18 protein-coding genes are annotated in these 21,764 nt (G+C 65.8%); 6 read left to right on the top strand and 12 right to left on the bottom strand.

The window, feature by feature from the left end; all coding sequences use genetic code 11:
* Positions 1-116: 116 nt before the first annotated feature.
* The gene (gene ald, locus RW112_RS19290; protein WP_305942786.1) at positions 117-1,235 is read left to right on the top strand and encodes an alanine dehydrogenase; all 1,119 of its coding nucleotides are present in this window, start codon (positions 117-119) and stop codon (positions 1,233-1,235) included.
* A gap of 106 nt (positions 1,236-1,341) precedes the next feature.
* On the opposite strand, the gene RW112_RS19285 is transcribed toward ald, so the two are convergent.
* The 7 genes from RW112_RS19285 to RW112_RS19255 all read right to left on the bottom strand — a co-directional run bounded on the left by RW112_RS19285 (position 1,342) and on the right by RW112_RS19255 (position 11,764).
* A complete protein-coding gene (locus tag RW112_RS19285; RefSeq protein ID WP_317783307.1) occupies positions 1,342-2,430 on the bottom strand; it encodes a Gfo/Idh/MocA family oxidoreductase in 1,089 nt (362 codons plus the stop codon).
* Positions 2,431-2,665: 235 nt separating this feature from the next.
* Complete coding sequence (locus RW112_RS19280; RefSeq protein WP_317783306.1) at positions 2,666-4,375, bottom strand: ABC transporter family substrate-binding protein; 1,710 nt, start codon at positions 4,373-4,375, stop codon at positions 2,666-2,668.
* A 52-nt stretch (positions 4,376-4,427) separates the two neighbouring features.
* On the bottom strand, positions 4,428-6,710 hold the full coding sequence (locus tag RW112_RS19275) for a dipeptide ABC transporter ATP-binding protein (RefSeq protein ID WP_317783305.1): 2,283 nt from the start codon (positions 6,708-6,710) through the stop codon (positions 4,428-4,430).
* Positions 6,707-7,690, bottom strand: a complete 984-nt coding sequence (locus tag RW112_RS19270) for an ABC transporter permease (RefSeq protein ID WP_317783304.1) — start codon at positions 7,688-7,690, stop codon at positions 6,707-6,709. Before RW112_RS19270 ends, RW112_RS19275 begins: the two co-directional genes overlap by 4 nt.
* 2 nt (positions 7,691-7,692) lie before the next feature.
* Positions 7,693-8,679: an ABC transporter permease gene (locus tag RW112_RS19265; protein WP_305942791.1), complete on the bottom strand. Its 987-nt coding sequence runs from the start codon at positions 8,677-8,679 to the stop codon at positions 7,693-7,695.
* A gap of 357 nt (positions 8,680-9,036) precedes the next feature.
* Positions 9,037-9,711: a helix-turn-helix domain-containing protein gene (locus RW112_RS19260; RefSeq protein WP_317783303.1), complete on the bottom strand. Its 675-nt coding sequence runs from the start codon at positions 9,709-9,711 to the stop codon at positions 9,037-9,039.
* 34 nt (positions 9,712-9,745) lie between these two features.
* Positions 9,746-11,764 (bottom strand): hypothetical protein, encoded by a 2,019-nt coding sequence (locus RW112_RS19255; RefSeq protein WP_317783302.1) that lies wholly within the window; start codon positions 11,762-11,764, stop codon positions 9,746-9,748.
* A gap of 267 nt (positions 11,765-12,031) precedes the next feature.
* Between RW112_RS19255 and RW112_RS19250 the strand changes: the two genes are divergently transcribed.
* Both RW112_RS19250 and RW112_RS19245 read left to right on the top strand, forming a co-directional pair.
* Positions 12,032-12,598, top strand: a complete 567-nt coding sequence (locus RW112_RS19250; protein ID WP_317783301.1) for an NADPH-dependent FMN reductase — start codon at positions 12,032-12,034, stop codon at positions 12,596-12,598.
* 180 nt (positions 12,599-12,778) lie between these two features.
* Positions 12,779-13,597: a GerMN domain-containing protein gene (locus RW112_RS19245; RefSeq protein WP_317783300.1), complete on the top strand. Its 819-nt coding sequence runs from the start codon at positions 12,779-12,781 to the stop codon at positions 13,595-13,597.
* A 62-nt stretch (positions 13,598-13,659) separates the two neighbouring features.
* On the opposite strand, the gene RW112_RS19240 is transcribed toward RW112_RS19245, so the two are convergent.
* A complete protein-coding gene (locus RW112_RS19240; RefSeq protein WP_317783299.1) occupies positions 13,660-14,505 on the bottom strand; it encodes an isocitrate lyase/phosphoenolpyruvate mutase family protein in 846 nt (281 codons plus the stop codon).
* A 120-nt stretch (positions 14,506-14,625) separates the two neighbouring features.
* Between RW112_RS19240 and RW112_RS19235 the strand changes: the two genes are divergently transcribed.
* The 3 genes from RW112_RS19235 (at position 14,626) to RW112_RS19225 (ending at position 16,935) form a co-directional block, all read left to right on the top strand.
* On the top strand, positions 14,626-15,918 hold the full coding sequence (locus RW112_RS19235) for a PLP-dependent aminotransferase family protein (RefSeq protein ID WP_317783298.1): 1,293 nt from the start codon (positions 14,626-14,628) through the stop codon (positions 15,916-15,918).
* A gap of 66 nt (positions 15,919-15,984) precedes the next feature.
* Entirely contained in the window at positions 15,985-16,416 is a 432-nt protein-coding gene (locus tag RW112_RS19230) for a universal stress protein (protein WP_317783297.1), read from the top strand.
* Positions 16,417-16,596: 180 nt separating this feature from the next.
* The gene (locus RW112_RS19225) at positions 16,597-16,935 is read left to right on the top strand and encodes a hypothetical protein (protein WP_317783296.1); all 339 of its coding nucleotides are present in this window, start codon (positions 16,597-16,599) and stop codon (positions 16,933-16,935) included.
* Between the two features lie 31 nt (positions 16,936-16,966).
* Here the strand turns inward: RW112_RS19225 and RW112_RS19220 are convergent, their stop codons facing one another.
* The 4 genes from RW112_RS19220 to pdhA are packed head-to-tail and all read right to left on the bottom strand — an operon-like array spanning position 16,967 to position 21,665.
* Positions 16,967-17,872 carry a LysR substrate-binding domain-containing protein gene (locus tag RW112_RS19220; RefSeq protein ID WP_317783295.1) on the bottom strand — a complete coding sequence of 302 codons (906 nt, stop codon included), beginning with the start codon at positions 17,870-17,872 and terminating at the stop codon, positions 16,967-16,969.
* A 25-nt stretch (positions 17,873-17,897) separates the two neighbouring features.
* The gene (locus tag RW112_RS19215) at positions 17,898-19,400 is read right to left on the bottom strand and encodes a dihydrolipoamide acetyltransferase family protein (RefSeq protein WP_317783294.1); all 1,503 of its coding nucleotides are present in this window, start codon (positions 19,398-19,400) and stop codon (positions 17,898-17,900) included.
* 25 nt (positions 19,401-19,425) lie between these two features.
* Positions 19,426-20,406 (bottom strand): alpha-ketoacid dehydrogenase subunit beta, encoded by a 981-nt coding sequence (locus RW112_RS19210; protein WP_317783293.1) that lies wholly within the window; start codon positions 20,404-20,406, stop codon positions 19,426-19,428.
* On the bottom strand, positions 20,403-21,665 hold the full coding sequence (gene pdhA, locus RW112_RS19205) for a pyruvate dehydrogenase (acetyl-transferring) E1 component subunit alpha (RefSeq protein ID WP_317783292.1): 1,263 nt from the start codon (positions 21,663-21,665) through the stop codon (positions 20,403-20,405). The genes RW112_RS19210 and pdhA overlap by 4 nt, the downstream gene beginning before the upstream one ends.
* Positions 21,666-21,764: the final 99 nt, after the last annotated feature.

Genomic DNA, 21,764 nt, shown 5'->3' with positions numbered 1-21,764 from the left:
AGAGGCGGGCGGGCAGGAGCGGAATCCTGTCAGCTACCTCACACGCGGATTTATTCTGGAAGTACAGATTCCCCCGCACATTCGGCCCAAGAGGCCACCAACGATGGAGCCCACAAATGATCATCGGCGTCCCCAAAGAGATCAAGAACAACGAATTCCGCGTCGCCATCACAGCAGCCGGCGTGCATGAATTCCGCACCCACGGCCACACCGTCCTCGTGGAGCGCGGTGCAGGGCTGGGCTCCGGAATCACCGACGAGGAATACGCCATCGCCGGCGCCGAGATCGTCACCGAAGCCGATGACGTCTGGGCCCGCGCCGACATGGTCATGAAGGTCAAGGAGCCCATCGCCGCGGAATACCACCGCTTCCGCAAGGGCCTGATCCTCTTCACCTACCTCCACCTGGCCGCCGAGCCCGAACTGACCCGGGAGCTCATCAACTCCGGCGTCACCGCGATCGCCTACGAAACCGTCCAGGAAGGCCGCACGCTGCCGCTGCTGGCCCCGATGTCAGAAGTTGCCGGCCGCCTGTCCGTCCAGGTCGGCGCCACCTCGCTGATGGCTCCCGCCGGCGGCAAGGGCGTGCTCCTCGGCGGCGTCCCGGGCGTCCGTCCGGCCAAGGTTGTTGTCCTCGGTGCAGGCGTGGCCGGCACCAACGCCGCCGCCATGGCCCTGGGCCTCGGTGCCGACGTCACCATCCTGGACATCAACATCAACCGCCTGCGCGAACTCGACGCCCAGTACCAGGGCCGGCTGAAGACCGTCGCGTCCAACAAGTACGAGATCGAGAAGTCCGTGGTGGATGCGGACCTGGTGATCGGCTCCGTCCTGATCCCGGGCGCCAAGGCCCCCAAGCTGGTCACCAACGAACTCGTTTCCCGGATGAAGCCCGGCTCCGTGCTCGTGGACATCGCCGTGGACCAGGGCGGCTGCTTCGAGGACACGCACCCCACCACGCACCAGGAGCCCACGTACAAGGTCCACAACACCATCTTCTACTGCGTGGCCAACATGCCCGGCGCCGTTCCCAACACGTCCACCTACGCACTCACCAACGTGACCCTGCGCTACGGTGTTGCCCTCGCCAACCTCGGTGTGAAGGCCGCGTTCGAGAAGGACCCCGCCCTGGCAGCCGGCCTCAACATCGCTGCCGGCCACGTGGCGCACCACTCCGTCTCCGAAGCGCACAACCTGCCGCTCGTAGGCGACTGGCACGAACTGGTCTCCGCATAACTCCTTAGTTCGTCCCGCTGCGCTGGACGACAGACATCCTCGGCGTGCTGCTCCTTCGTCGCTTTGACGCACGCTGCCGGATGTCTGTCGTTCAGCGCAGTTTTGGTTAAGCTCGGTGCAGCGCCAGTTCGCGTGCCCTTTCTATTAACTTGAGGACTTCGACCGGGCCGGCGGGGTCCACTGGCAGGGGCAGAGGCGAGGTGGTGCCGCCGTCGTTGATTTTGTCCGCGAGGAGCCGGTAGAACTCCGGGTAGGCGCCGCGTTCGGTGGATAGCCGGTCCAAATGTCCGTCGCGGCCCAGCAAACCGGCCCATTCGGCGCCCTCGACACCGTATTCCTCGTCCAGAGGCCCGCCGCCGGCCACGATGTACGGCTCCTGCGGGTCGACGCCGTGCTTGGTGAAGCCGCCCGCCGAGCCCAGGAGCCGGTAGCGGGGTCCCTGCTGGGCGCAAAGCATGTTCATCCACAGGTGGCTCATCACGCCCGAATCATGCTGCAGTGCCACGAACACGTCATCGTCGGTCTTTTCCCCGGGCCGCCGGGCCCGAAGTTCCGCGTGCGTGACGGTCGCCGGGCCGAATAGCTGCAGCGCCTGGTCGATGAGGTGCGTCCCGAGATCAAAAAGCACCCCGCCGCCGTCGTCCGCCGTCGCATCAGCCTTCCAGGCCTTGGAAACTTCCGGGGACCAGCGCTCGAACCGCGACTCAAACCGGGTCACAGTACCCAGGGCGCCGCTTTCCAGCAGGCCTTGGACCGTGAGGAAATCACCGTCCCAGCGGCGGTTCTGGAAGACCGTCAGCACGCGGCCCAGCCGCTCGGCGAGATCCATGAGTTCCTGGCCCTCGGCGCTGCGCACCGCAAAAGGCTTGTCGACGACGACGTCGAGTCCCGCCTCAAGCGCGGCCTTCGCCAGCGGGTAGTGGGTGGCCGGCGGCGTCCCGAGGACTATGAGGTCAAGGTCGCCGGCGAGCGCCAGGAGGTCGGCGGGGGTGTTCACGAGCCGCGCCGCAGGGTAGCTGGCGGACGCATCTTCCTGCCTCCCGGCGTCGGACGTTGAAATGGCGTCCAGGGAGTACGCGGGGTTGGCGGCGATCAGCGGCGCGTGGAACACGCGGCCGGACAGTCCGAAGCCGGCGACTGCCGTCCGGATCGCGGGCTTGCCCGGGCCGGAGCCGGGCGTTGCTTCTATGCTCATGGTCCAACGCTACCCCCGCACGCTCTCTCACTTCCTGCGGGAGCGTGCCGGGGAATCCCGCAACAAGTGAGAGAGGGTCTCGGGAAAACGCGCGAAACGTGAGAGAGGATCGCCCGGAAAGGCGCAGGAAGTGAGAGAGCGTCGGAGGGGACGGCGAAGGCCGGCACCCCCGTGAAGAGTCCGTATGAACGGATCACGGTGATGCCGGCCCGACGTTACTGCTGGCAGGCTGCCGTTACTTCTTTTCCCAGCCGATGGTGGTCCAGTCCGGAACCTGGGACAGGCTCTTGAACAGGGACGGACCGTAGTTGGCCAGGCCGGTGCGGACGAACGAGATCTGGGGTCCGTTCATCACAACGCCCATGGAGAAGTACTTGGCCATGTGCTTCTTTTCAACTTCCATGGCTGCCTTGTTGCGTTCGGCGTTGTCCTCGATGCTGCTGAGCGCCTTGATTTCGGCATCCAGCTCGGCGTCGCCCAGCTCGTTCTCGTTGGTCTTGGAGTCGTAGAACTGCTTGACGGCGTCCGTTGCGTCAGCACCCACGGTGTAACCGGAAACGCTGAGGAAGAAGTCGCGGCTGCCCAGGACCTTGCCGAAGTCGGCGGAGGCGCGCTGGTCGATTCCTACGTCCATACCGCCGGCCTGGAGCTGCTTCTGCAGGGTCTGCACGAAGGCCAGGGTGGTGGGATCATCACCGAAGTTGCTGATCTTGAAGGCGGCCGGGACGCCGTCCTTCTCCATGATGCCTGCGGAGTTGGGTTTGTACCCGGCATCGGTCAGCACCTTCTTGGCTGCCTCCGCACCGGATTCCGTGGCCGGGTAGTTGTCCTGGTAGTACTTGGAGAACGGCAGCAGCATCATCGAGCCGGAGCTGGTCTCTTCCCAGTTCAGCCCGTTGAAGCGGACCTTGCGCAGGGCCTCACGGTCCACGGCGGTGAAGATTGCCTTGCGGATTGCGACGTCCGTCAGCGGGGCCTTCTGCGCGTTGAGGTTCAGGCCGCCGGCGAACAGCCGCTGACCGCGGCGGATCTCGGAATCCTTCGTGCCGTCCAGCTGCTTGTACGGGGTGATCGTGTTGGCGGACACACCGTCGATCTCGCCGTTCTTGAAGGCTGCAATCGCGGCACTGCTCTCCAGCTGGCGGAACACCACCTTGTCGAGGACAGGCTTGGCGCCCCACCACTTATCGTTCTTGGCCAGGGTGACAGTCTTGGCGGCGCTGTCGTACTTGTCCAGCTTGAAGGGTCCTGCCATCCACTCCGGGTGCATGTCGCCAGTGAAGCCGGTGTTGAAGATCTCCGGCGTGTTCACGGCCGGGTGGATCAGGCCGGTGAAGAGGGCATCCAGCGGGTAGACGGGCTGGGTGGTGGTAACAACGACTTCCTTGTCACTGGCACCTGCCTTCACGGAATCAACGAACTCGTACGCGCCGGAGCTGACAATGTCGATGTCCTTGTTTTCACCCTTGAGCATGTTCCAGGTGTTCTCGAAGGCCTTGACGTCGATCGGCGTGCCGTCGTTGTACGCGGCCTTCTCGTTCACCTTGATGGTGATGGTCTGCTTGCCGTCCTTGACCTCGCTCTTGACGTCCTCGCAGAAGTCCTTGTTCGGCGTCGCCGTGCCGTCGAAGTCGAAGTTCCAGCAGCCCCAGGTGCCGGCCTGGTCAATCGGGCGGTGCAGCGCCGTGTTGTCCGCGCTGTTGCCGTTGTTGGAGAAGCCGTTGAAGTCCGGACCGATGTTGCCCAGCGAAAGCGTCACGGTGCCGCCCGGTTCCAGGTCCTTGGCGTCCTTGGCGTTAATGCTGATCAGCTTGGTGAGGTCGCTGCCGGCTTCCTGGCCCTTGCCCGCGTCGGGGCCCGAGGGGGTGCCGCCTCCGCCACAGCCGGTAAGCGCGAGCGCTGCCGTTACGGCGGCCACCCCGCCAATCTTGGTCAGATTCTTCATGGTTTTCCCTTCATTGTTGGTGCGAGAGTTGGTGCTTTGGGGATCGGGCAAGTCATGGGCTGTCGTGGACAACAAGCATGTCCGCGTCGAGTTCGCCGTCCGGGAAGAAGCAGGCGAACTGCTGGTCCGTCGGCAATTCCTCCGCCGCTTCTGGGCGAGCCGCCGCCTGCGGGCGGGCCGCCGCCGGGCCGGAGACGGTCTCCAGTGGCGGCTCAAGCGTGAGGCATTTTTCCTGCTTCGCGGCGGGCAGCGCGGCAAACACCGGGCAGCGGGTGGCGAAGTTGCAGCCCCTGGGCGCATCCAGCGGGGACGGCAGGTCGCCTTGCAGGATGATGCGTTCGCGGGTCCGTTCCAGTTGCGGGTCGGGCACCGGGATCGCGGACAGAAGCGCGCGCGTGTAGGGGTGCCGCGGGTTGTCGAAAACGCTGTCCACGTCACCGATTTCCACGATCTTGCCGAGGTACATCACGGCCACGCGGTTGGAAATGTGGCGCACAACGGACAGGTCATGGGCCACCATGAGGTAGCTCAGGCCGAGTTCCGCGCGGAGCTTGTCCAGGAGGTTGATGACACCTGCCTGCACTGACACGTCCAGTGCGGACACGGGTTCGTCGAGGACCACCAGCTTGGGGTTGACGGCGAGCGCGCGGGCGATGCCGATGCGCTGGCGCTGGCCGCCGGAGAACTGGTTCGGGAACCGGTTGACGTGGTCCGGCTGGAGGCCCACCAGCTCCATCAGTTCCATGATCCGCTTCCGGATCGCGGGTTTGGCCATGCCTGCGTTTTCCAGCGGTTCGGACAGGACTTCAAAGACCGTGAAGCGCGGATCAAGGGCACCGGTGGGGTCCTGGAACACCATCTGGAGTTCCTTGCGCATGGCAGTCTTCGTTTTGGCGTCGGAGGCCGCCTTGTTGCTCAGCCCGCCGATGGTCACCTCGCCGTCCTGGTCCTTATGGAACTCCATGATTTCCAGCAGTGTGGTGGTCTTCCCGCAGCCGGACTCCCCCACGATCGAAAAGCATTCACCCTCGCGGATATCGAAGCTCAGCCCGTCCACGGCCTTCACTGTTCCGATGCGCCGCTTGATGAGCGCACCCTTCAGCAGCGGAAAGTGTTTCCGGACGTCCCGAAGTTCCACTACTTTCTTGCGCTCGAGCCGCGGAACGGCGTCGAAGCGGGAGACCGGAACGGCCGGGGCATGGAAGATCTCGTGGACATCCACTTCCGCGCCCAGGGAATCGGTCTTGATGCAGGCCGCCTTGTGGGCGCCGCTGCCGGTCGGCCTGCCGCCAGGCAGTCCGTTCCCGGCTCCCCGGGGGCCGCTGACCGGCCACAGCTCCGGTTCGCCCTGCAGGCAGGCATCACTCGCCAGCGGGCACCGCGGTGCGAAGGAACAACCCGTGGGTGGATGGATCAGATTCGGCGGAATGCCCTCGATGGGCACCAGCGAGGCCTTTTCTGCGACGTCCACGCGCGGCACGGCGCCCAGGAGGCCCATGGTGTAGGGCATCCGCGGGCTGTAGTAGATATCGTCCACGCTGCCGGTTTCCACCGGTTTTCCGGCGTACATGACCATGATGTCGTCAGCCATGCCGGCCACCACGCCAAGATCGTGCGTGATCATGACGACGGCGGCGCCGGTCTCCTCCTGCGCTGTGTGCAGCACCTCCAGCACCTGTGCCTGGATGGTGACGTCCAGGGCCGTCGTCGGCTCATCCGCGATGAGCACCCGCGGGTTATTGGCGATCGCGATGGCAATCATGACGCGCTGGCGCATGCCGCCGGAGAATTCGTGCGGGAACGCCTTCAGGCGGTCCTTCGGGCTGGGGATGCCCACCATGCCAAGAAGTTCGACGGCGCGGGCTTCTTTGGCCTGCTTGCTCATCTTGGGATGGTGGACAGTGAGCGCCTCGATGATCTGGTTCCCCACCGTGTACACCGGGGTCAGGGACGAGAGCGGATCCTGGAAGACCATGGCGATGTCGTTGCCGCGGTAACGGCACATGGCCTTGTCGCTGAGGCCCAGCAGTTCCGTGCCGTTCAGCTTCACGGAGCCGGTGATGTCCGCTGTCGAGGGGAGCAGGCCCATGATGGCCAGCGAGGTCACTGACTTCCCCGAGCCGGACTCGCCCACGATGCCCAGCGTCTTCCCGGGCAGGAGATCAAAGCCCACGCCGCGTACCGCGTGGACCACGCCGTTCTCCGAGTTGAACCGGACGTTCAGGTCCCGGACGGACAGTATGGCGTCCGCGGGGGCATCGCCCGGCGCATGCAGCCCTGCGACGTGCAGGCGCTCCGCGGTCATTTCCGTGCTGGCGGTGGTGTCGCTGCTCATTTGCTGGCCTTCCCTGCAGTCTTCCGGTTTCGGCCCTTGGCGCGGCCACCTGAGCTGGAGCTGGGGTCGAACGCGTCGCGGAGGCCGTCGTTCATCATTGCCAGGGAACCCGTGAGCAGGAACATCGCCACGAGCGGAACCCAGAACATCCACGGGAACGTCTGGACCTGGGAGGTCGCCTGGTTGATGAGGACACCCAGGCTCACATCCGGGACCTTGATGCCGATGCCGATGAAGGAGAACGCCACCTCGGCCAGGATGGCGCCGGTGACGCCGCGGGTGATGTCCAGGACCAGCAGGGAACCGATGTTGGGGACCAGGTGGCGCCAGACAATCCGGCGGGCCGGGATGCCCATGTACTGGGCGGCCTTGACGAAGTCGCGCTGCATGAGCGACATCGAGAGGGAGCGGATCAGGCGGGCGGTGCCCATCCAGCTGAAGACCAGGAGCACGATGATCAGCAGCAGCCAGCTGGGCAGGTTCTCCCGCAGGCCGTTGCCTCCGCCGCTGGTGGCCACGGCCACCACCAGCAGTGCCGGCATCATGATGAGGGCCTCCAGGATGAAGAGCATTACCTTGTCCACTTTGCCGCCGAAGTAGGCCATGGTGCAGCCGTAGACGGCGGCGATCAGCACCGAGACCAGACCGACCACCAGGCCGATGAGGATGGAGATCCGGGTGCCTTCCACCATCAGGGCATAGAGGTCTATGCCGGCCTGGGACGTGCCCAGCAGGTGCTCCGCCGAGGGCGGCATGCCGATGTTGAACGGGTCGATGGTTTCCTTGTCCCAAGGCGAGAGGAAACCTCCCACGAAGGAGAAGGCCGTCAGGGCGAGGAAAATGACCAGGCCGGCCACGGCTGTCTTGTTCCGCAGGAAGCGCCGCAGGATGATCGAGGACTTGGCGATGACGACGTCGTCGTTCTCAATCTTTGCTTCCTCGGCGACGGCGGCCGGGTCGATGGCATTGAGGTTGGTCATGGTTACTGCACCCGCACTCTCGGGTCGACAAGCGTGGTGGCGAAGTCCGCGAGGATGGCGCCGATCGCGAAGATGACGGAGCCGTAGGCCAGCGTGGCGGTGGCCGCGTTGACGTCCTGCAGGGCAATGGCGTCGATGCTCCACGAACCGACGCCGGGCCAGGCAAAGATCTTCTCGGCGAAGAAACCGCCGGCGAAGATGGCCGGGATGGTGAAGGCGATGCTTTGGGCCACCGGGATGAACGAGACCCGCAGGGCGTGGCGGGCGATGGCCTGGTTGCGGGTGAGCCCCTTGGCGCGGGCCGTGCGGACGAAGTCGGCGTTGACGTTGTCCAGCAGGTACTGGCGCTGGGCGATCTGGTAGGTTCCCCACCCCACCAGCGTGATGGCCAGCGTGGGCACTGCATAGTGGGCCAGCATGTCCACGAACTGGACCCAGGCGTTGCCCTCCAGTCCGGGAGTGGAGATGCCCGTGACGAAGAAGATCCGTTCGCCGATGGATTCGTTGATGTTGATGGCGCCCAACTGGACCAGGAAGTAGGCGATCGGGGCGGGCACGATGTACACGAGGTAGCTGTAGGACGTGATGACGCGGTCCTGGAATTTGTACTGCCGGGCGGCGGTGTACACGCCCAGCGCGACGCCGATGATGAGGGTCAGGACGATGGAGGCCAGGAACAGCCGCGTGGAAATCCAAACGCGGTCGCCGAATTCGGCATTGATGAACGCGCCGTTGGGGCTTCGTCCCCAGTCCCAGCGGGTCACGACCGCCGTGAGCCAGTCCACGTAGCGTTCCCAGGGGCTGAGTGTCGGGTCAAGGCCCTTGAGCCGGAAGGAATTGGTCACCTGCTCGGGTGTAGGCCGTGGAATGCGTTCCTGTTCCAGCAGCGCGGGCTGCAGTGTGCTGACGGCAAGGAAGTAGCCCGCCGTCGTGGTCAGGAAGATCATGAGCAGGTAGGTGGCTGCCCTTTTGGCGAGGTAGCGGAACATGTCTGCCTAGCTCTGGATCGCCGGTGCCAGTTCCGCGCCGCGCAGTGACGGCGGCGCTGCGGAGGTGCCATTCCCGGCGGGTGTCATTTCAGCATTCACAGCAGTCGATCCTTCCGTCATCCCCCGCACCGGCGAGGGTTCCTCCGCCGATCCGGGATCATGGCCAGCGGGTGTCTGGCCGCCCGCACGCCCAAGGGCACTGTCCTGGTGGACTATGTTGCGGGTCACATTCCAGAGGAAACTACCACATATGGAGAAGCCGCCAGGATGCCCTGAACCGGAAACACGGGGGTCCTGTACCAGATCGTTATGAATAAATCATGATGGTTGATTTGAGTGGCCGGCCAGCCGGTGGATTTACGCTTCGCCCGGTGGGAATATCCTCCGTCCCTCAGGCCCGTTGCCCTCCCGGCGGTCGACGCCGCCAGGGCATCTGACGAGGCTCGTCACCAGCTCGCGCCAGGACTCCGCAAGCCGTTCCGGAGCCACATGGTGGACCCGCACCGCATAGAGCAGGCGTTCCGGATCCAGGGTGGAGCTCAGCGACATCGCCATGAGCCACGGATCCGCGCTCACCCCGGCCGAGCGGAGGAGCATTTCGATGTGCCGGTGCCACAGCACGGCGGCCGGTACATCAAAGCGGTTGTAGGCGGAGGAGTCCGCGGCGCGGGCCAGCTCCCCGTACTCCAGGACGTAGGCGATCCGCTCCGCGCCGAAGGCCACGAGCCTGTCCAGCGGGGGTGCGCCCGGACCGAGCGGCGGGGGGCCGAACATGAACCGGCCCTGGAACTCCGCCTCCGAGTCGCTCAGCAGCGTCATCATCAGCCCGGCCCGGGAGCCGAAGCGCCGGAAGACGGTGCCTTTGCCGACTCCGGCCCGTTCGGCCAGCCGGTCCATGGTGAGGCCGTCGGCGCCGCACTCCTCAATAAGTTCGCGGGCGGCCTTGAGCAGCAGCTCCCGGTTGCGGACGGCATCGCTGCGTTCCGCTTCCCCGCCCAGCTGCGATCCGGACCGGATTGGGATGAGGCTCACACCGGACATTGTAGCCCCGCTTTGTTCGGGGAAATCAGTTCACGCTGATGGTTCGCTTGAGGAGCTGCTCGGACAGTCCTTCCGAGGCAAGAAAGTCTCGAAGGGCCGCATCAAGGACAAGGGAAACGTCCGGATCCGCTTCCAGCACATCTTCTGCGACGTGGGCCAGATTGCCTCCGTAGCCCTCGTGGAGCGGCCGCAGTTCCTCCACCAGCCCGTTCGTGTTCTGGTTGTGGGTGCCCGTCAGCGCCAGGTACCACGTGGCCGCCAGGAGCGGATCTATCTGCTCGGAATTGATGATGTACATGGCATCCCCCCGACCGGCCGTGTGGGTCTCCGCGGCGCGGAACAGTTGCGTGGCGGCATCAGCATTCTTGCTGGTGTGCGACTCGATGGTGGACATCCCCTGCTGGTACGGCGTCATCGGATCCATGCCGAGCGGCCGGGTGTCCTGGACGGTGAGCCCGAAGACTTGCGTGGACGCCAGGGCTGCCAACGCAGACATGACCGCCAGCCCCCTGGGGCGGCCATACCTTTGGGACGCAAGCCACCGGCCGACCAGTGCTGTCACGGCAACGCACGCAATGACGGGCAGGATGAGCTCTACCGCCAAGGCCAGCTTGAGGGAGTAGTAGTTGACTTTTCCGGCAGTGACTATCTGGTACGTGCCCAGCGCAATGACAACTGCCAGGCCGAGGACAGGAGTCACCACAAGCCTGGCGGCCGCAGGAAGCTGTCCTTGACCGGCCAGGAATTCCCTGAGGTTACCGTGCACCAGCAATATTGACGCGGCCAGGGCAACAAGGAACGTGGCGATTTCCACGCCGTGGGTTGAGCTCGGAACCCTGCCAATGGCTGTCACGACTGTGCCGGTCTCGATCCGGGAAATTTGCAGGCCGACCAGGGCCAGTCCGAGTAAGCCCGCCGCCGCCGTCACGCTGTTTGCCAGCCATTCTGCCCTCGTACCCTGCCACCGTTGCCGCGACCACGGGAAGACGGCAAAGGCGGCCACCGGCACAACAAGGAGCAGTAAGAGCGCCCACGTGTTGGCAATTCCGACAACCGCGGCAGCACAGGTGGTGAAAACCACAGGCTTTGCCAGGGAGTCCGCGAAGGACACCACGATCATCAGGCAAACCAGCAACGCAACACCGACAACAAAGTTCTGGAACGCATGGAGCGTGGCTATGGAGGCGGTGCCGAAGGACCACGCCGTGATGGCCAGCACCACAAAAGGCGTACACATCATGGGCCGCTCCCTGATCCAGGGCAAGGAGGTGAGTGCGGCGGTCACCATCACCGTGGCACCAACAGCAGCGAGGGAACTCAGCCGGCTGTAGGTCACCAATTCAGTCCCCAGCAGCCCCGGTGCATGTCCCACCGCAAGGTCCGCCATGGTTGCGAGAGCGGTGTGGAACCCCTGCGGATACTCCATGAAGGTCCACGGATGGCCGCTCTCCGAGATGCCGGCCATCGGGACCACCGTGCCGTGGGTTCGGATCATGTTGTACATGCTGAAGTGGGAAGAGTTGTCCCAGCTGGCCAGCAGGAGCCCCAGGGCCTGTGGACCCGTTGAGACGCGAAAATACGGCACTAACACTGCTGAGGCCAGTGCCGCGGCAACCAGGAGCAGGGTGTCCGCCTTGCCCGCTGACGGCAGGAGCGAGGCTGCGGCCGCCTTCCGGTCCGGGGACCCGATGATCCACATCGCAAGCCCGGAAATCAGCCCGCCGAGGAGTAGCTGGCCCCACCCCGGGAATTCCGCGGGAAGGGGCATCCACCACAGCAAGGGAACCGCGCCAAAGTACAGGCATCCCAGGATGACTATCCGCTGCGACAACTGACGTGCCGTTGGCACCGCAAGGGCCAGCACACCTGTCAGTGCCAGGACCCACCACCCGCTAAGAGGCTGAAGCTGAACCAGCAGCAGGAATCCCGCCATGACGACGAGCCCGAGGCAGATGCCAACGACCTTGCGGTTCCATGGCCGGGACGGGCGGCCTTGAGCCACCGCGGCTGCACGGCGTTCGGCTGTCTCTGGGGGGTGGGGCACATCGACTCCGTGGGCTTGGCTGCGAACTTCCATTGGGGACGCAGTCCCGTTCCCCAGTGATCATGAACCGCTGACGGACGAGCGACCGCCTTTGAGTCTAATCGAGCGGCGGGCGGGGAGCGCGTTGCGACGAGGCTCACACGGGGAGATTCAAGTTGCGGGAATAATAATCGGACCGCAGTCCGTTTAGCATGAGTGAAGGCATCACCCAGCCTCCATGACCAATCAGCCGGCGGGTACTCCCGCGGCCAGACACTAGGAGTTCACATGTCCAAGAGCACCGTACTTACCCTGGTCGGCAGCCTCCGCGCCGAATCCACCAACCAGAAGCTCGCCGAGGCCATCCAGCTGAACGCGCCTGAGCAGGTTGATGTTGTTATCCACGAGAGCCTGGGCAACATCCCGTTCTACAACGAGGACATCGACGTCGAGGGCCAGGTTCCGGCTGCTGCCGCCGCCCTCCGCGCCGCCGCCAACGACGCCGACGTCCTGCTGCTGGTCACCCCGGAGCACAACGGAACCGTGCCCGCGTCGCTGAAGAACGCCATCGACTGGCTGTCCCGCCCGTTCGGCGCCGGGGCCCTCAACGGCAAGACGACCGCCGTCGTGGGTACCGCGTTCGGCCAGTACGGCGGCGTCTGGGCGCAGGACGAAGCCCGTAAGGCTGTCGGCATCGCCGGCGCCAAGGTCGTCGAGGACGCCAAGCTTGCCGTTCCGGGCTCCATGGTGCGCTTCGCCGAAGTCCACCCCAAGGATGACGCCGAAGTTGTGGAGCAGATCAAGGGCGTCTTCGCTGCCCTGGCCAACGCGGAAACTGCAGCCGAAGCAGCCTGATCCAACGCACCACGTCAGATTCACTCCACGTAGCGCCCCCGGCAGCAGCCGGGGGCGTTTTGCGTCACCATTCCGTGATGGAGCTGACGCACAACCGTCACTCGGCGCATATTCCGCGCACAGACGCTCCGCCGTAACGTGGAGACGGGGACGTGCGAGAGCTGGAAGTGCGGTGCGTTCATGATGTCCACGCCTGGGATCCGGGCAATTGCGGCAACTGCCGCGTTGATGCTTCCGCTGTGGCTCGGATCGTGCTCGCTGCCTCCCGGAGCTTCACCGGTCAGTACGGCTGTCCAGCCCGGCGGCATGCCGGTTCCGCAGCCGCTGCCAGCACCATTCCTGGTCACCGCAAGCACCGGTACCACAAGCAACGCTGCCGCACTCCCCGAATCGGCTCCGGCGACGGCTGCTTCGTCCGGCCCGGAGGCTGCGGCTTCCGGCCCGACGGCTGCCGCCCCCGCCGGTCCGGCCGCCAAACCGAGGGCGGCAGAGAGCATCGCTCCGCAGGCCGGTGCCAATGGCGGAGCCGCCGCCACGATAGACGATTCCGCCACCGACACCCTGCCGGCCGCCGGCGGCCGCGCCGCGCCGGAAGGCCTGGTGCCCGGCGGGACACCCGTGTACTTCGTGGCAGTGGACGACGGCGGCAGCACCGGCGTGCGGTTCGGCTGCAATGACAGCCTGGTGGCCGTCTTCCACAGCCCCGCCGCGGCGGAGGAACCGCTCCGGACTTCCCTCGCCATCCTGCTGGGCGGCGGAAACCCTCCGGAGGGGCTGTACAACTCGTTGGACAACTCCGCGCTGAAGTACCTTTCCGCGTACTTCGACGGCACCACCGTGGTGGTGAACCTGACCGGGACCCTCCGCCCGGGCGGCACCTGCGACATCCCCCGGCTGGAAGCCCAGCTCACGCACACGGCCGTATCAGCCGTGGGTGCGGCCCGGGCCGAGTTCTACATTGACGGGCGCCGGCTCGCAGACATCCTGAGCCTTCGGTAGGACCGGGCGACAGGCCCGGGCGGCGCTCCGACGGGCGGCCCCCGACCGGGAACCCGGTCAAGTCAGCTGCCCCCAAACAGATCGTCCATGGCCTGGTGGCTGCGGGCACCCGCGAGCTCGGACCAGTTGCCGTCGCCGAGCACGTCTTCGGCCACCCGGGACACCGCGGCATACGCGGCCTTCGCCGTGTTGCCGCCGATGCTGATCCGGCGGACGCCGGCGTCGTGAAGTTCCCCCACGGACGGCGCCCCCAGGCCCGCCAGCGCGTTCAAGGGAGCGGCAATCCGCTGCGCCAGGTCGTGGAGCACGTGCAGGTCCTGCACCCCGGGCACGAATATTCCGTTGGCCCCGGCGGCGAGGTAGGCCTCAGCCCTTCCGAGGGTCTCCGTAAATGCAGTCTCCGCAAACCGGCCGGACAGGTAGGTGTCCGTACGGGCGTTGATGAACAGGTCTACCCCTTCCTCTTCCGCTGCGCGGCGGACGACGGCGATGCGGCGCGCCTGCTCGTCAACGTCCGTCAGCGGCTGCTCAGCGGAGTCCTCGAAATTCACGCCCACCGCCCCGGCGGCAAGCACAGCGCGGACGGTTTCGCGCAATTCGCCGTCATCGAACCCGCCACCAACATGCGCATACCCGGCCTCAATGTCTGCCGTAACCGGCAAGGCCGTGGATGCCGCAATCCGGCGAAGGGCCGCCATGGCCAGTTCCCGCGGCATATGGTTGCCGTCCGGAAAGCCCAGGCTCCACGAGAGGGCCGAACTGGAGGTGGCCAGCGCTGCTGCTCCCGCTTCCTCCACGAGGCGGGCGGACGCCACGTCCCAGACATTCACCAGGACCAGCGGGGCCGTGCCCTCGTGGAGCGCATGGAAGGAGGCGGCCAGGGATCCGAGGTGACTGTTCGTTGCCATGGCTCCATTCCATGCCCTGCGTCGCCGCAGGTAAAGCACTTCAGGCTGGAACCCAGGACTTTGGCAAATTGAGTGAACAACCGTTGCCTAATGGACAACATATGGCTGTATCCTGTGGATGTGACCCACGAAACACTTGATGCCGCCGCCGATGTCCTGCCGGCCGAGGCAATTGATGCAATCGAACGCGCGGCAACGTCCGCACACCGCCACGACGAACTGTTCTCGGAGCGCGCAGCAAACATCAAACAATCCGCGGTCCGCGACGTCTTTGACATCTCCCTGCGCCCGGGCCTTGTCTCGCTCGCCGGAGGCAGCCCGTACCTGCAGTCGCTGCCGTTGGAACGACTTGGCCGGACAGCGGCGAAGATCATCGCGGAACAGGGCATGACCGCCCTCCAGTACGGCAGCGGCCAAGGGACCGAAGAGCTCCGCGCCCAGATCTGCGAGGTCATGGCAGCCGAGGGAATCCTTGACGCGGATCCCCGCAACGTGGTGGTCACCGCGGGCTCCCAGTCCGCCCAGGACGTGGCCACAAAGGTGTTCTGCGATCCCGGCGACGTGGTACTCGTGGAGGAACCGACCTACGTGGGCGCCCTGAACACCTTCGAGGCCTACCAGGTGGAGGTGGCCACCGTACCCATGGACGAGCACGGCCTGGTTCCGGACCTCCTGGAAGCCCGGATCGCGGCCCTCCAGACGGCCGGACGGAACATCAAGTTCCTGTACACCATCCCCAACTTCAACAACCCGTCAGGCATCACCCTCGCAGAGGAACGCCGGCAGGAAATCGTCGACATATGCCGCAAAGCAAATATTTTGGTCCTGGAGGACAACCCGTACGGGCTGCTGCGCTTCGACGGCAAACCGCTGGCGCCGCTGCGGGCCGCCAATCCGGACGACGTCATCTACATGGGCTCATTCTCGAAGATCTTCGCTCCCGGGCTGAGGATCGGCTGGGCGCTGGTGCCGGCCCATCTCCAGCGCCGCTACTACCTGGCCTCCGAGGCCGTGACGCTCTGCCCGTCGACGCTGAACCAGATGCTGGTCTCCGCCTACCTGCGGGACTACGACTGGAAAGGGCAGATCGAAACCTACCGCGGGCTCTACGCCGAGCGCTGCCAGGCCATGCTGGCCGCCTTGGCTGAGTACATGCCGGAGGGACTGAGCTGGACCCGGCCGGAGGGCGGCTTCTTCGTCTGGGTGACCCTCCCCGAGGGCGTGGACACGTACCCGCTGTTGCGCAAGGCAATCGACGCGGGCGTAGTGTTCATTCCGGGAGCGGCGTTCACGCCGTCGGACGAACCGTCCAACAAGCTGCGCCTCGCATTCAGTGCCGTTCCTCCGGAGACCATCGCGGAGGGCGTGCGGCGCCTCGCGCCGGTACTGCGGGACGCCATAGCGGCGCTGTAGCCTGAGTCATAACTGCATGCAGCCGGGCACTTTCATGAGGCTGACCGAACCCTGAGGAGCTGGAGCATGACCGGAATAATTGTTGTCGGTGTTGACGGCAGCGAGACTGCAATGCGGGCCGCCGAGACGGCGCGGGGACTGGCCGCATCGCTGGGGGCCACTCTCCACGTGGTCACGGCCTTCGACAGTGACCGCACCGAGGTGTTCGGCAGCGGCAGCGACCGCTGGATTGTCTCCGACGCCGGGGACGCTGAGAAGGTGGCCAAGGACGTAGCGGCCCGGCTGAGCACGGAAGACCTCAAGGTCACCTACTCTGCGGCCCGCGGCAAGCCGGCGGAAGCCCTCATCAGGGAAGCCGAGCGCTTCGACGCCCGCATGATCGTGGTGGGCAACCGCCGGATGCGCGGGCTGGGCCGGGTGCTGGGCAGCGTCGCCAACAGCGTGGCGCACAATGCGCCGTGCGACGTCTATATCGCCAAGACCGACGACGCCGACTAGGTCGTCCCGGCCCTAGGTCGTCCCGGCCCTAGGTCGTCCCGGCCCCGGGTTGACCGGCGTCACTCCCCCTGGTGGGCAGTCTCACCCCATTTTCGCCGGAATCACGCGGTTTACGGCGATAAAATTGAAGGGTGCTCGATGGTGCGGACATCCGAGTACCGACGACTTCAGGGGAACGATATGCTGACGCTTCAGCGCCGCCAGCTGGTAGGCCACGACATCCTTCTTGCCCGCCACGGCAACCACATCAGCACCATGCGGGTGGACCGGGCCAACGACCGGGTGATCGCGTTCCTCGACGACGGATCCACCGACACCGCGCCCAACCTTATTGAGCCCGGCCTGAACCTGCCGGAAACCATCCGCAGCGTCATGCGCGATGACTGGAAATTCTTCGCGGTTGTCACCGCCTGCGTCACCGGCTTTTCCGGCGTGATGATCGCGGCAGCAGTGGGACTGAGCGGAATGACCGCCGATCCCGCCCTCGCCCAGATGCTCTCAAACTACCCCGCGTACTAGGCGGGCCTACCGGACCCATGGGCGCTGCCGCCTACTCGGCCCCTGGCACGTCGGGCACGGGAAACGCGGGCAGCGAATCGAAAAGTGCCAGGAAACTTTCCATGAGCGGCGTTTCGTTGGTGCGGTTCCACGCCACAGCAAGGTCCACCGGGGGCGGGTTCCGTAGCGGGCGGAACACCACGCCCTGGAACGAAAACATCCGTGAAGTCATAGGCACCAGCGCTATCCCCATGCCCGCAGCCACGAGGGACAACAGCGTGGACGTTTCCTTGGCCTCCTGAACCAGCCGCGGCTGGAACCCCGCCTGCCGGCACGCGTCGATGACGATGCTGCTCACCGCCGATGACGCGGGATAACCAATGAAATCGTGCGACGACAAGTCCGCAAGCTCCAGCGGCCCTTCTCCGGCCAGCAGCGAATCGGCCGGGAGCGCTGCCACCAGCTGGTCCTGCTCCAGCAGCTTCAAGGCAATGTCACCTGAGCGGACCGGGGGCCGAAGAACGGCGACGTCGAGCCGGCCCTCCTCAAGTGCCGCCTCCATTTGCGGGGTGAGCATTTCGCCCTGGACAGTAATCCGCAGGCCGGGAAGAGTGCGCCGTGCCGCCTGCACCACTGCCGGCATCAGCCGGTACGTAGCTGTTCCGGTGAATCCCACCCTGAGTACGCCCGTAGCGCCGGCACCGACCTGCTTCACGTCCGATTCCAACACCTCGAGTTCGTGCAGCAGCTGACGGCCCCGGTCCAGGAGCAGCTGACCGGCGGGCGTCAGGTCCACCTTCCGCGTGGTCCGGACCAGCAGCTGTGTTCCCAGCTGCTCCTCGAGTTGGCGGATCTGCTGCGACAGCGGAGGCTGGGCCATGTGCAGCCGGACCGCGGCACGGCCGAAATGCCGCTCTTCAGCCACCGCAATGAAGTACTTGAGGTGTCGCGTCTCCATCGGTGCCTCTCGACTGGAAGAAGTACTAATCCAGCAGGAGGGCTGGCTCCTCAAGGATCGCCGCAACATCGGCCATAAAGCGGGCCGACAGGTCTCCGTCCACCACCCGGTGGTCGAACGACCCGCCAAGGGTGGTGATCCAGCGCGGAATGACTTCTCCGTCCAGCACCCACGGCTTCTGCTTGATGGTGCCGAAAGCTACGATCGCCACCTCGCCGGGATTGATGATCGGTGTGCCGGTGTCGATGCCCAGGGCACCGATGTTGGTGACAGTCAGCGTGCCACCCTGCATCTGGGCGGGCTGGGTCTTTCCGGCGCGTGCAGTGATGGCCAGGTCATTGAGCGCCAGTGCCAGTTCCTTGAGCGAGAGGTCCTGGGCATTCTTGATGTTGGGCACCATCAGGCCGCGCGGGGTTGCCGCCGCGATGCCGAGGTTCATGAAGTGCTTGACGTGGATCTCGGCCGAATCGCTGCCGTCCGCGCTGTCCACCCACGTGGCGTTGACGCTGGGGTTCCGCGCGGCCGCCCAGATCACGGCCTTGGCCAGGATCAGGAGAGGCGAGACCTTGATGCCCTCGAAGTCGCGCGAGGCCTTGAGCCGCTTGACGAACTCCATGGTGCGGCTGGCGTCGACATCCACGAAGATGCTGACGTGCGGTGCAGCGAACGCGGACTCCACCATGGCTTTGGCCGTGGCCTTGCGGACTCCCTTGACGGGAATCCGCTCGATGCGCTGTTCCTGCGGCCGGCCGGACTTGCCCCAGAAGGTGTCCGCCTTGTCCACCTCGGCGTCGCGCTGGGCCTGGTAGCTGACCAGGTCCTCGCGGGTGACTTCGCCGCGCGCACCGGTAGGCACCACGTCGGCGAGGTCGATCCCGAGGTCCCGGGCGATTTTCCTTACCGGAGGCTTGGCCAGGACCCGGTTCACCAGGCCGCTGATGGTACCGCCGAGGGTGGGCCGCCCCGGGGCTTCCCCGTGAGCCCCGGCGTCTGTGGTGTCTGTGGCGTCCGGTGCCCCGGCGTTGATCCAGATGCCTTGGGTCTCGACAGGCTCGACGACCGGGGCCGGCACGACCGCTGGAACTGGCTGGAGCACTGCAGCGGAAGCTGCCGCCGGGGACGGCGAGGACTTGCGCGGGCGGCGCTTGACGGCGTCGGCCTTGGGACCCGACCCCACCAAGGGGGCCGCGGCCGTGCCCGGAACCGGCTGTGCCGGCGCCGGACGCGGTGCGGCTGCTGCCGGGGCCGGCGGAACGGGCGCATCCGCGGGTGTGGGATCCCCGGCCACCGTGTCACTCACGCTGATGATCGGGGTGCCGACGTCGACCGTCACTCCCGTTGGCACGAGCAGCTCGGTGACTGTGCCCGCAAACGGGGACGGCAGTTCCACGAGGGACTTCGCGGTTTCGATTTCGCAGAGGATGTCGTTGACCGCGACGCTGTCGCCGGGCTTGACGTTCCACGAAACGATCTCGGCCTCGGTGAGTCCTTCGCCCACGTCGGGGAGGTTGAACTTGTTTACAGTCATGGGGTCCTCGGTTTGGAAGGCGTCGTCAGTAGGCAAGGGCGCGGTCCAGCGCCTCGAGGATGCGGTCGATGTCCGGCAGGTAGTCCTCTTCCACCTTGGCCACGGGATAGGGCATATGGAAGCCACCCACCCGGATTACGGGGGCCTCGAGGGACAGGAACGCCCGCTCGCTGACGCGGGCCGCGATTTCGCCGCCGATGCCGCCGAATGTCGGTGCCTCATGGGCCACGATGAGCCGGCCCGTCTTCTTGACCGAGTCTGTGACGGTGTCGAAATCGATCGGCGAGATGGACCGCAGGTCAATTACCTCCACGCTGCGGCCGTCCTGGGCGGCGGCGCCGGCAGCGGCGAGGGCAACCGGCACCAGCGGGCCGTAAGCCACCACGGTGGCGTCCGTGCCTTCGCGTAGGACATGGGCCTTGAACGGGTCGCCCGAGGGGCCGGGCGATTCGGTGTCAACCTCGCCTTTGAGCCAGTAGCGCCGCTTGGGCTCGAAGACGATGACGGGGTCCTGGCAGTCGACGGCCTGCTGGATCATCCAGTAGGCGTCGTGCGGGTTGGACGGGGTGATGATGCGCAGTCCTGCGGTGTGGGCGAACAGCGCCTCCGGGGACTCCGAGTGGTGTTCGATGGAGCCGATGCCGCCGCCGTACGGGATACGGATGACGACGGGCACCGTGAGGTTTCCGTTGCTGCGTGAGTGCATCTTGGCGAGCTGCGTGGTGATCTGGTTGAAGCCCGGGAAAACGAAGCCGTCAAACTGGATTTCGCAGACCGGCAGGTAGCCGCTGAGGGCAAGTCCGATCGCTGTGCCGATGATGCCGGACTCTGCCAGCGGAGTGTCCACCACGCGGTCGGCGCCGAATTCGCCGATCAGTCCGTCGGTGACACGGTAGACGCCGCCGAGCGGACCGATGTCCTCGCCCATGAGCAGGGTGCGTGGGTTGTTGTTCAGCGTTGCGCGCAGGCCCTCGTTGATGGCCTTGGCGATGGTCATGGTGGTCATCGGTTGGCTGCCCCGTCTGTATTTGCCTCGGCGGCGTTTACTTCGGCTGTTTCTGATTCATCAGCGAATCCCGCACTGTATTCCTCAAACCAGGCCAGCTCTTCGGCCACCAGCGGGTGGGCCTCGGCGTACGTGTTGGCGAACGCCGTCCGGATGTCCGGGGTTTCGAGGTCGTGGGTGGTCTTGCGCACGTAGGCGGCGAGCTCATCGCCGTCGGCCTTGACCTTGGCGAAGAAGGCGTCATCGGCCAGCCCCTCGGCGCGGAGATACTTCTCCAGGCGTTCGAGGGGGTCCTTCGCCCGCCACTGCGCTTCCTCTTCGGAGCCGCGGTATTTCGTGGGATCATCAGCCGTGGTGTGGGCGCCCACCCGGTACGTGAAGGCCTCGATCAGTACCGGGCTCTTTCCTTCACGGGCGCGTTCCAGTGCCCACTCCGTCACGGCGTGGACTGCGATGACGTCGTTGCCGTCCACGCGGATGCCCGGGAAGCCGTAGCCCTTGGCGCGATCGGCCAGCGGGACGCGGGTTTGCACGGTGCTGGGCACCGAGATGGCCCAGTGGTTGTTCTGGCAGAAGAAGACCACCGGCGCGTTGTACGACGACGCGAACACCATCGACTCGTGCACGTCGCCCTCGGAGCTGGCGCCGTCCCCGAAGTAGACCATGACGGCGGCCTTGGGCTCCTGGGGCTGGCCCGGGGTGGCGTTGGCGGCCGCGAGCTTCTGGTCCCGCTGGATGCCCATGGCGTAGCCGACAGCATGCGGGGTTTGCGCCGCCAGGACCAGGGTGTAGAGGTGGAAGTTGGTGTCCTTGGGGTTCCAGCCCCCGTTGGACACGCCGCGGAACTGGCGCAGCAACTCGGCCAGGTCCACGTTGCGGGTCAGGGCGACCCCGTGTTCGCGGTAGGTGGGGAAAATGTAGTCCTGCGGCTGGCTGGCCCGCCCCGAACCGATCTGGGCCGCCTCCTGGCCGGTGAGGGGAACCCACAGGGCCAGCTGGCCCTGGCGCTGCAGCGCTGTGGCTTCCTGGTCGAACCGCCGGATGGCCGCCATGTCCGCGTAGAAACCGCGCAGCTTTTCAGCGTCGAGCCGGCTGGCGTATTCCGAGAAGACCGGGTCCTCGCCCAGGGCGCCGTCCGGCCCCAGGAGCTGGACCATGGGGGCGTCGGGCGCACCCAGCACGGCCTCGGCTTCCGCCTCGAGCTGATCGTCTACCCCGGTTCCGTCGAACTCGGTAGCGGGCAGATGTGTGGCGCCCATACCGTCTCCTTGCTTGCCGCACCTGAATGCGTCGCAATCTCGCTGGGATATATGCCGGATCAGGAATACATTCCCGGTCCGGCATATATTTTGGCTTAC

Origin of the sequence: Arthrobacter sp. B10-11, from assembly GCF_033142195.1 — a bacterium.
Classification (GTDB): domain Bacteria; phylum Actinomycetota; class Actinomycetes; order Actinomycetales; family Micrococcaceae; genus Arthrobacter; species Arthrobacter oryzae_C.
Note: the sequence above shows the minus strand (reverse complement) of the source record. Positions and strands in the feature narration are given on the sequence as shown.